The organism is Arthrobacter sp. I3, from assembly GCF_000520575.1.
Lineage (GTDB): Bacteria > Actinomycetota > Actinomycetes > Actinomycetales > Micrococcaceae > Arthrobacter > Arthrobacter humicola_A.
This window is the reverse complement of the sequence record NZ_KI914927.1, coordinates 120,149-129,883: the sequence shown is the minus strand read 5'-3', so window position 1 is coordinate 129,883 and position 9,735 is coordinate 120,149. Positions and strand designations below refer to the sequence as shown.

Here is a 9,735-nt window from a genome sequence, read left to right as displayed (position 1 = left end):
GGCCGGTTCACCCGCAGGAACCTAACGCGGTGCGGGTCTCGGCGCCAGGTCCATCGTCGCCGGGCCCTGGATGACGGTGCCGTCGGCGGAAAACCGCGAGCCGTGGCAGGGGCAGTCCCACGTCGAATCGTCCGCGTTGAACGCGACCGTGCAGCCCAGATGCGTGCAGATGGCCGTGACGGCGAGGAGGTCCCCGGCAGCGCCAGCGTAGACGGCGGTCATTTCGCCGTCGATCTCCACGACGGTGCCTTCGCCGGGTCGCAGCCCGGCGACGACCGGTTGATCCGGCAGCCGGTGTGGGGGTGGCTGGTCCGGTTGCTGGCGCACCCCGCCTGCCTGGCCGGCGGAAGGGCGGTTGGTATCGAATACCGCGGCCCAGGGGTTGTGACGGCCCGACAGGGTGTCGGCCAGGATCAGGGCGGCAGCGGTGCCGTTGGTCAGGCCCCATTTTCGCAGGCCGGTGATCACATGAAGGTGCGCCGCCGTCGGTGTCAAAGTCCCGGCGTAGGGCAACCCGTCGACGGGCATGTTGTCCTGCGTGGACCAGCGGAAGCTGGTCTCCCCGGTGCCGAGGCGTTCCCGGGAGAAAGCCGCGAGGCGGCGGTACCGCTCGGCGGCATCGCTGGCCTCGGCGGCACGGTGCCCCTCGCCGCCCGTGAGAACGAACCGGGAGCCCTCAATGTCGATCGCTAGGATGGAGCGCATCGGCTCGTCGACGCTGATGAAGGTCCCGTCCAGGGGCACGGCAGGTGCCAGGCTGGCAACGACGTAGGAACGGTGCAGGTAGCAGCGCTCGGCAAACAGGCCGGCGTCGCCAACGGGGACGTTGGTGGCAATGATCACCTCGCGCGCCCGGACGGTGCCGCTCCCGGTCTTGACGACGGCGGGCACACCGTCGCGGACCGAGGTGGCGCGCGAGTCCTCCAGTACGTGGCTTCCGCTCCCGTCCACGGCGCGGGCGAGGCCTTGGAGGTATTTGACCGCGTGGAGTTGTGCCTGGCCGTCGAACCGGACTGCGCCCCGGGTACCGAACGGCAGCGGCACCTCGGAGGTAAAGACGGCTGGCAGGCCGAGCCGTCCGGCCAGGGCCGCCTCGCCGCGGACCCTGGCGAGGGCGTCGTCGGATTCGGCGTAGGTGTAGTTGGACACCCTGCGGAAGTCGCAGTCGATGCCCTCCTCCGCGACGACACGCGCAATGTGCTCGATGGCGGCCTGGTTGGCCTGCCCGTACGTGCCCGCGACGTCCGGTCCGTGCCGGTCCGCGAGTTCGGTGTAGGCCAGCCGGTGCAGGGAGGTGACTTTGCCGGTGGTGTGCCCAGTGACGCCGGTGCCAATGCGGGCTGCCTCCAGGACCGCGACGGTGCTGCCGGCGCGTTTGAGGGCCAGCGCCGCCGTCAGGCCGGCGATCCCTCCCCCGACGACGGCGACGTCGACCTCAAGATCCGTGTCCAGGGAGGGATAGCGGGTGGTAGCGGTTGTGGCGAGCCAGAGCGAAACCTGCCGTCCTTCGAGCCGTTCACCCACGGCGGCGCCTTCTGCTGAACATCCGGAATCAGAGGCCCTCAGTGGCTTCCAGCCGCCCCGAGCGAACCGCATCGGCGAAGGCCTCGTAGTCCTTTTCGTTCTGGTCCGCGTACCGCTCGGAGAAGTCGGTGATGGAGCGTTCGAACTTGTCACTCTTACCGAGGTAGGACGCGATCGCGATGGGGTCGCCGGACCGGGCGTGGGCCCGCGCCAGCGTCCAGCCGCAGGCGTCGGCATAGAAGGTCATGCCGAGCGGCTTCATCCCTTCCACAATGGCTGAGCCCTTCATGTCACGCAGTTGGCGCCAATACAGGTACCGGTTGTCCTGTACCCCCTTGGTCCATCCCAGGAAGATGTCACTCGCGGCCTGCATCATCCGCTGGCCCTGCACCACACGCTCGCCCGGCTGCTTGAACTTGCTCTTCGGTAAGTGGTCCTCGAGCACCGACCTCGTCGCCTCCTTGACCTGAAGAAACAGCGGATCCTGCTCATCCCGGCCCTGGAGCAAGGCGATGAACGCCCGCGTGCCGACACTGCCGACGCCCACGACCTTGCGGGCGACATCGATGACTTCGAAGCGCTCCAGCAAGATTCGTCGGTCATCCGGCAGCGTGGCCCGGTAGGAACGGAGCTGCTCACGAACCGCTTTCTGAATCCCTTCCGCAGACATGCCGAACGATTCACCCAGCTCCCGTGAGGGAATGACGATCGGCGGCTGGCTGACGATCCGGTACTCCCCGTCCACCCGCTCGGCGAGCTTGGAGAGTGCCTGCAGGCTGTCGCGGGTGTGGGCCTTGGCGACGTTCTGTTTCGCCGTCTTTTCCATGCCGTGGGCTGCCTTCTTGAGGGCCTTGCCCTTTTGGGTTGCCACGGCCAGCTCAATGGTTTCCATCAGCTGTTCCTCGGACAGACGGGCGTACCAGATGTCCAGGGTGCCCATCTGTGCGAACTCTGCCATCGCCTCGCGGTAAGCCCGAACGGCGGTGAGTGTCGCGTCGCGCGTTTCTTCCTTGGTGAACGCGTTGTTCCGCGCCGCGATGGTAAAGCTCGCGGCCATGCGTTTGACGTCGTACTCGAATGGGCCGGGTAGAGTTTCGTCAAAATCGTTGAGATCGAACAACAGGGTTCGCTCTGGTGAGGCGAAGACGCCAAAGTTGGATAAATGGGCGTCCCCGCACAGTTGGGACACCAGGCCGGCCCGGGGAGTGTCTTTCAGATCGGTTGACATGATCTTGGCGGCGCCCCGGTAGAACGTGAACGGTGAGACCAGCATCCGGCCGTGCCTCACCGGAACGAGGTCCTGTTCGCGGGTGAGGTTCTGTTCCTCGAGCAGCGCGACCGGATCCGGGCGGTCGGACGCGGGTTTCCACCCAGTGTGGGCGGAGACGGGCGTCTTTTCCCGGCGCCCCTTGCCCTTCGCAGCACGCTCCTCGACACTCGGATGCTTGACTTTTTTGGTCTCGGCCATGATCAGCGACCTCCCTATTAGGTCCGGAACCGCCACCGGCACTGCTTGCCTGGGTCAGTCCCCGCCGAGCGCGCCACTGCGCCTCGGCTCAAGCTACTGCGATTCTGGCCCCGAACCGGCCCATCGTCAACGCGTTGGTGGTGTCTTGCCGAACCCCGCCGCCGCACACCGGAGGCACGTTCGCAGCGCAGCCCCACCGCTGTCCACCGGTTCATCCCGTTCGGGTGATGCCTCCCCTCACTGTGTCGGGTTACGTTGCAAGACGAGTGGGGGTAACCGCGCTCATCGCCAATTCGGCATACGACACCGCAAACCAGATGGAGACATAACCATGGCCGAAGAAGAAGCACCTGTCCTCGCCGTCCTCGCCGACATCACCGCCGTTTCGCTCGAACGCTCCACACTTGAGCCTCGCGAACTGATGCTGGCCCGGATTGCGGCGCTCGCGGCGGTCGACGCCCCGGGCGCCTCCTACCTGTTCAACGCCGGTACCGCCGTTGACGTCGGCATCACCTTGGAGGATGTCCGCGGCGTCCTGATCGCCGTTGCGCCCATCGTCGGCACTCCCCGGATCGTGGCGGCGACCACCAATCTCGTCCAGGCGCTGGGCTTTGCCCTCGAAATGGCGGAGGAAGAACTCGAAGCAGGGACCCGGGACTAGTACCCTTACCTACGAACCGCACGTCACGGCGTCGGCAGTTCCTCGTTGCATCTGCCACGATGCCCTGATTAAAGGCGGCCCATGAACAAGAACCGGCTGGAGGCCTTCAGCGACGGGGTGCTGGCGATCGTCATCACCATCATGGTGCTGGAGCTTCACGTCCCCGCCGAACCGACCTGGCCGGCCCTGCTTCACGAGCTTCCAACCCTGCTCAGCTACCTGCTGAGCTTCATCTATGTCGGGATCTACTGGAACAACCACCACCACATGCTGCATCTGGCCGGGCGGATCAACGGTGGGGTGCTCTGGGCAAACCTGCATCTGCTGTTCTGGCTCTCCCTCATCCCCTTCACCACCCGGTGGATAAATGACACGGGCCTGGCGGAGGTACCCGTCCTCGTCTATGGGCTGGACCTGCTGTTCGCCGCCATTGCCTACTACATCCTGAAAACAACCCTGATCCGCCAGCAGGGACGCGGCGGCGCGCTGGACCGGGCCATGGGGCAGGACTGGAAGGGCAAGGGATCGCCCGCGCTCTACATCGCCGGGATGGGGCTCAGCCTGGTGAACCCGCTCCTGGGGATCGCCGCCTATTCGGTGGTCGCCGCGATCTGGCTCATCCCGGACCGGCGTGTGGAGCGGTTCATCGCGCACACGTGAGTCCAGAGGCGCATCTGTCCAGGGGCGGCTACTGCCGGACGCGTTGAGCCAGCGAGGCGCTCAGGAACCGCAGATGCGCCGGGGCCGGCGTTACCACGTGGGCCGCGTAGCCGGGATGCTTGCCCAGGTACTTCTTGATGTAGGGACACACCGGAACGATCGTAAGGCCCGCGGCGACAGTCTCATCGAGTGCCTGTGCGGCCAGCACCCCGGCCAGCCCGCGGCCGCCATATTCCTCGTTGATCTCCGTGTGGTAGAAAATCCGCTGGCCCGCCCCGACGTCGTCCACGTAAGCGGCCTGGCCGATCACGGTGCCGGCGTCGAGCACTTCGAAACGGCTGCGCTGCGGGTTGTTACTGATGGTGATCGTGGTCAATATGGTCTCCTTGAGCGGGCCGGATTGGCCCGGCAGTCGGGTTTACGGGTGCAGGGCCGGCGGGGCTTGCCAGTATGGGCCTGCCGGAATAGACAGGTCAGCCGCGGGGCCGGATGCGGGCATTCGGCAGGGCCGGGGCCGGGAGAGCTGCGGGGCCGCCGGGCGGGAACGGACCGAACCGCAGGTCGGATGCTCGGCCGCCGGAGCCCGCAGTGCCGGCGTCCTCAGTGCCGGCGTCCGCGCCGATCTCGGACTGCCACTGGGTCCTGTACGCGACGATCTCCTCATGGCTGCGGCCGACGAAGTTCCACCACATCACGATTTTTTCGCCCAGCGGCTCTCCGCCGATCAGGAGAACGCGGGCTCCCTCGCTGCCCGCGACCAGGGTCAGGGACCCGTGGCCGACGGGCAGGTACGCGAGGTTGTCCTTCGGGACCGGCTGCCCGTCCAGGGCAAGGTTGCCCGAGTCCACGAGCAGGCCGTGTTCGAAGGACGCATCTGTTGTGAGCGTCAGCTCCGTCCCCGCTTCGAGCAGGAGCTCGGCACCGAGCAGGGGCGTGTGGGTTGTGACGGGCGAGACGGACCCGGCGAGCGAGCCCAGGAAGACGCGCACGGTCCAGCCGTTTCCGCTGACCGGCTCCGGACGGTAGTGCTCAAAGATGGGCGCCATGTGGCGTGCCGTGTCCGGCAGCGCCACCCACAGCTGCGCGCCGTGCAGGACGGTGGTGTCCGGGGTGGAAAATTCCGAGTGGCTGATGCCGCGGCCGGCGGTCATGAGGTTCACTTCACCGGGCCGCACCGCTGCGTGGAAACCGGCCGAATCCCGGTGTTCGATCTCGCCTGTGAACAGCCAGCTGACGGTTTGAAGCCCGGTGTGCGGGTGGCGCGGGACTTTCATGCCGCCGGAATCGCCGACCTGGTCCGGGCCGTAGTGGTCCAGGAAGCACCACGCCCCAATGAGGCTGCGCTGGCGCTGCGGAAGGGTGCGCCGCACATCCATCGCGCGCGGGCCGCCCAGCGGGACCTGCCGCGGAACCAGGAGTTCGACGCCGGCGAAGGTCCCGTTTGTTTCGCAGAGGATTTCCTGGGGCGCGACTTCGGTATTGCTCATGATGACAGCCTAGCTTCGCGCGGTCCGCGGGTCAGCCTTCGGCACACGGCCTGAACTTCCAGGACCGGGCCTCACATCCAGGCCGAACGGCGCAATGGGGGTTCCGCGCCGCCCGGGCGCTGGACCAGGATCTGGTTCACGCCCGTGATGCCGGCCTCGAAGCCGAGTGCGCTCGCGGCCATGTAGAGCCGCCACACCCGGGCCCTTCCCAGCCCGGCCAAGCGCACGGCCTCGTCCCAGTGCTCCTCCAGGTTCCGCACCCACGCCCTGAGCGTCAGGGCATAGTGGGGCCGCAACGCCTCGACGTCGATGATCTCCAGGTCCGCCGATTCGAGTGCCGCGACCATCTCCGACAGGCTGAGCATCTCGCCGTCCGGGAATACATAGCGGGGAATGAAGGAGTCAGGGTCCGGCGGGGTCGCGCCGGCGTTCCAGGAAATCGCGTGGTTAAGCAGCCGTCCTCCCGGCCGGAGCAGGCCCTGCAGGTGGGAAGAATAGTGCTGGATCTGCTCGCGCCCCACATGCTCTGACATGCCGATGGAGCTGATCGCGTCGAACGGCCCGTCGTCCACGTCGCGGTAGTCCTGCACTCGGATGTCCACCCGGTCCGTGAGTCCGGCGTCCGCCGCCCGCTTGCGGGCCAGGGCCGCCTGTTCGACCGAGAGCGTCACCCCGACGACGTCGGCCCCATAGTGTTGCGCGGCATGCAGCGCCAGGCTGCCCCAGCCGCATCCCACATCCAGCACCCGCATGCCCGGCCGGAGCCCCAACTTGCGGCAGACCAGATCGAGCTTGGCGCTCTGGGCGGCGTCAAGCCCGGTCTCCTCCGACTCCCAGACCGCGCACGAGTAAGCCATGGAAGGGCCCAGGACGAGGGCGTAAAAGTCGTTCCCGACGTCGTAATGGTGGGAAATGGCCGCGGCATCGCGCCCCTTGGAATGCCGCCGGCCGTGCCTGCTCACGCGCGCTTCCTCCGGCGGCGGCGCAGGGTTCGTTCCGAGCGCTCCGAGCCGGACGGCTGTTTTGACCAGCGCGAACAGCTCGCCGGGTGTCGGCGGCCGGAACGGGCCGGGCTCGGCGAACTTTCCCGCCGCACTGATGGCCGCGAAGGCGGCGAAGATGTCGCCGGGTGCCTCGACATCGCCGGCCACGTACGCGCGGCTCAGTCCAAGCTGCCCTGGGGACCACAGCATCCGTCGAAGTGCCCTCCTGGAGCGGAAAACGACGACTGGAGCGTCTTCCGGTCCCGCTTCCGAGCCGTCCCAGGCTTTCAGCCGCAGGGGGATGCCGTCGGTGCCAAGGATGATCGCCAGCGCGTCGGCCAGCAGTGAAGCCGCATTCGTGGATGCCGTCATGTCCAGTGCCTCAATTCCAGTGCTTCGTCTCCGGTGCTGCGGGCTGAGCCGCGCCAGTTCCAAATCTAAGGGCATGACACGCCCGGCAACCAGAGCTTTGGTTCCGATTCCTTTCCCCGTCCCCTCCCCTCCTCCCCGCACACCACTCCTTCCCAAAGCATCAGCGGCGGACGGCTCTGGCGCGTGGGGGTGCTGTTGCCTATGGTGTGTCCTATGTCTGAGTCTTTCTCGTCCCTCGTGGACACGTTCAAGAATGTCGGTGTGTCCCGGGCCTACGGGCCCGCCGTGAACATCGCAGGAGAAGAGATCGTCCCGGTAGCGGTGGTGTCCTTCGGGTTCGGCGGAGGCAGCAGCCCGGAAGACGCCCAGCCCGGCAGCGGCGGAAGTGGAGGCGGGGGCGGCGGCTTCGTCTTGCCCCTGGGCGTCTACGCCAAGGGCTCCTCTGGCCGCATGACGTTCCGGCCCAACACCGTCGTCCTCCTGGTGGCGCTGGCCCCTCTGGTGTGCGCCGTTGGCGTTTCGATCCGCGGCATTCTTCGCACCGTCCGTTCCCACCGCTAGCACCGCGGCCGCAGGGCCAAGGATTCCCCAAGCCCGTCCGGGCATCGTTGGGTCTGGCAGCCTGGGTCTCGGGCAGCCCTGTGGTCGGGCGTCGGACGGACTTGATCGACGATGAACTTATTCAGAACTGCATGTGCAGCAAGCCTGGGCGCGGCGCTCCTGATGACGGGTTGCGGCGCTCCCCCGGCCATACCGGGCCCCACAACCACGGTGACGGCGACGGCCCCGCCGTCGGTGGTGGTCTTCGATCCGCAGACCAGCGGCAAGGTTCTGGCCGAGCGGATCAAGGCCCGCGCCAAACCCACGGACCCTGGCGTCACGATCTCCGAAGTGGAGTGCAAGAACTTCCCGGATATCAAGGTCAACACGCATACCGATTGCCAGATGGTGGTTAACGGGGTCAAACGCGGGTACCGGGCCACGTTCACCGAACGGGACGGCCACTACGAAATAAAGGCCCAGGAACTCACCTGGTAGGAGTCCCGGCGTAGGACATGGCGGGTTCCCGGTCGTCGTCGGCGTCCACCCAGGCCGCGAAGTCCTTCAGCGACATGAAGCAGTAGTAGTCGCAATAGCGCAGGTTCTTCTTCTCCGACTTGCTCATGCCGGTAATTCGATGCGGGCGCGGTCACGGATGGGCCGGCGGCTGTTGCCTGTCCGCGCGGGCAGCCTCAGCCGCTGTTGCGCGCCCGGCTCGGCTGCACCCGCGGCGGTTCCCCGGGCATCTTCGGAAAGTCCGGTGGGAACGGCATCTCCCCCAGCCCGGCCTCGATATCCCTGTCCCACCATTCGAGGAGGAGATCGATGGTGCCCGCGCCGCCCGAATGCATGCCCTCCCACGGATCGCCGGTGGCTTTGAGCCGTTCCGGCACGGTGACGATCGTGAAGGCCGTCGGATCGGCGGACTCGAGCTCCTCCCAGCGGATTGGGCACGACACGGTGGCATTGGCGAGTGCACGCGGGCTGTAGGCCCCCGCTATCGTACGGTCACGGTTCGCCTGGTTGAAGTCGGCAAAGATGCGGGCCCCGCGTTCTTCCTTCCACCAGGCGGTGGTTACCTGGTCGGGCAGGCGCCGCTCGAGTTCGCGCGCCGCCGCGATAACAGCATGCCTCACATCCAGGAATTCCCGGGTCGGCTCGATCGGTGCAAAGACATGGAGCCCCCGGTTTCCTGAGGTCTTGATGAACGCATCCAGCCCGGCCTCCGCGAGTAAGCGGCGTAGCTCCATCGCGACCGGAACGGCCTCGGCGAACCCGGTACCTGGCTGCGGGTCGAGGTCGATCCGCAACTCGTCCGGATTGTCCGGGTTTCCGGCCCGGGAGGGCCAAGGGTGGAAGACCACCGTATTCATCTGCACCGCCCACACCGCTGCGGCGATTTCGTCAATGACCAACTGGGGATGCGAGCGTCCGCTGGGATAGACGACGTCGACCGAACGGATGAAATCCGGCGCACCCTTGGGCGGGTTCTTGGAGAAGAACTGCTCGCCGTCCACCGTGTCCTTGAACCGCTGGAGGGTCACCGGCCGGTCCCCGTTCGCCGTCAGGAAGGCATCCCCGACGGCCACCATGTACCGGGCCAGGTCCAGCTTGGTCAGTCCCAGGCCGGGCCAGACGACCCTCGCCGGGCTCGACACCCGCAACTCCCGGTCGCCGTGCGGACCGCTGACGGTGAGATGGACTTCTTCCTTGGCCATGGGGACAACCTACCCCGGCGGCGGGGACAGTTGAAGAGCGGAACATCCTCCACCGGGCATGATGGACACATGACAACGCCCGAGCTCCCGATCACCCTTGAAGTCGGCGACGCCGCAGTGTCGGGCGTCTTTGCCGGCCCCGAGGACTCCTTCGCAACCCTGGTTGTTGCCCACGGCGCCGGGGCGGGAATGGACCATCCGTTCCTTGTGGGCTTCACCCGCGCCCTGAACGAACTCGGCGTCGCCACCCTGCGCTTCAACTTCCCCTACCGCGAGGCAGGACGAAAATTCCCGGACCGGACGCCGGCTGCCATCGCCACCT

The 9,735-nt window shown here is 66.9% G+C and carries 12 protein-coding genes; 5 read left to right on the top strand and 7 right to left on the bottom strand.

Annotated features, from left to right (window positions below):
* Positions 1-21: 21 nt before the first annotated feature.
* Positions 22-1,524: an FAD-dependent oxidoreductase gene (locus tag Y706_RS0112045; RefSeq protein WP_028276787.1), complete on the bottom strand. Its 1,503-nt coding sequence runs from the start codon at positions 1,522-1,524 to the stop codon at positions 22-24.
* A 28-nt stretch (positions 1,525-1,552) separates the two neighbouring features.
* Positions 1,553-2,992: a DUF2252 domain-containing protein gene (locus Y706_RS0112040; RefSeq protein ID WP_028276786.1), complete on the bottom strand. Its 1,440-nt coding sequence runs from the start codon at positions 2,990-2,992 to the stop codon at positions 1,553-1,555.
* Positions 2,993-3,323: 331 nt separating this feature from the next.
* Between Y706_RS0112040 and Y706_RS0112035 the strand changes: the two genes are divergently transcribed.
* Both Y706_RS0112035 and Y706_RS0112030 read left to right on the top strand, forming a co-directional pair.
* The gene (locus Y706_RS0112035) at positions 3,324-3,653 is read left to right on the top strand and encodes a carboxymuconolactone decarboxylase family protein (protein WP_028276785.1); all 330 of its coding nucleotides are present in this window, start codon (positions 3,324-3,326) and stop codon (positions 3,651-3,653) included.
* An 81-nt stretch (positions 3,654-3,734) separates the two neighbouring features.
* A complete protein-coding gene (locus Y706_RS0112030; protein ID WP_028276784.1) occupies positions 3,735-4,313 on the top strand; it encodes a TMEM175 family protein in 579 nt (192 codons plus the stop codon).
* 28 nt (positions 4,314-4,341) lie between these two features.
* Here the strand turns inward: Y706_RS0112030 and Y706_RS0112025 are convergent, their stop codons facing one another.
* The 3 genes from Y706_RS0112025 to Y706_RS0112015 form a co-directional block, all read right to left on the bottom strand.
* Positions 4,342-4,689 carry a GNAT family N-acetyltransferase gene (locus Y706_RS0112025; protein WP_028276783.1) on the bottom strand — a complete coding sequence of 116 codons (348 nt, stop codon included), beginning with the start codon at positions 4,687-4,689 and terminating at the stop codon, positions 4,342-4,344.
* A 97-nt stretch (positions 4,690-4,786) separates the two neighbouring features.
* A complete protein-coding gene (locus tag Y706_RS0112020) occupies positions 4,787-5,800 on the bottom strand; it encodes a pirin family protein (protein WP_028276782.1) in 1,014 nt (337 codons plus the stop codon).
* A gap of 71 nt (positions 5,801-5,871) precedes the next feature.
* Entirely contained in the window at positions 5,872-7,155 is a 1,284-nt protein-coding gene (locus Y706_RS0112015; protein ID WP_028276781.1) for an SAM-dependent methyltransferase, read from the bottom strand.
* A 213-nt stretch (positions 7,156-7,368) separates the two neighbouring features.
* Here Y706_RS0112015 and Y706_RS0112010 point away from each other — a divergent pair, with 213 nt between their 5' ends.
* Together Y706_RS0112010 and Y706_RS0112005 are read left to right on the top strand one after the other, a co-directional pair.
* Complete coding sequence (locus Y706_RS0112010; protein ID WP_043436051.1) at positions 7,369-7,716, top strand: hypothetical protein; 348 nt, start codon at positions 7,369-7,371, stop codon at positions 7,714-7,716.
* Between the two features lie 111 nt (positions 7,717-7,827).
* Positions 7,828-8,193 (top strand): hypothetical protein, encoded by a 366-nt coding sequence (locus tag Y706_RS0112005; protein WP_162159078.1) that lies wholly within the window; start codon positions 7,828-7,830, stop codon positions 8,191-8,193.
* Here Y706_RS0112005 and Y706_RS29570 read toward each other — a convergent pair.
* Both Y706_RS29570 and ligD read right to left on the bottom strand, forming a co-directional pair.
* Positions 8,183-8,320: a hypothetical protein gene (locus Y706_RS29570; protein WP_164468558.1), complete on the bottom strand. Its 138-nt coding sequence runs from the start codon at positions 8,318-8,320 to the stop codon at positions 8,183-8,185. The two genes, Y706_RS0112005 and Y706_RS29570, sit on opposite strands and share 11 nt — an antisense overlap.
* A gap of 67 nt (positions 8,321-8,387) precedes the next feature.
* The gene (ligD, locus tag Y706_RS0111995) at positions 8,388-9,413 is read right to left on the bottom strand and encodes a non-homologous end-joining DNA ligase (RefSeq protein WP_028276778.1); all 1,026 of its coding nucleotides are present in this window, start codon (positions 9,411-9,413) and stop codon (positions 8,388-8,390) included.
* Positions 9,414-9,482: 69 nt separating this feature from the next.
* On the opposite strand from ligD, the gene Y706_RS29280 reads away from it, so the two are divergent.
* The coding region (locus Y706_RS29280) for an alpha/beta family hydrolase (protein WP_043436050.1) at positions 9,483-9,735 on the top strand (253 nt) is incomplete at its 3' end.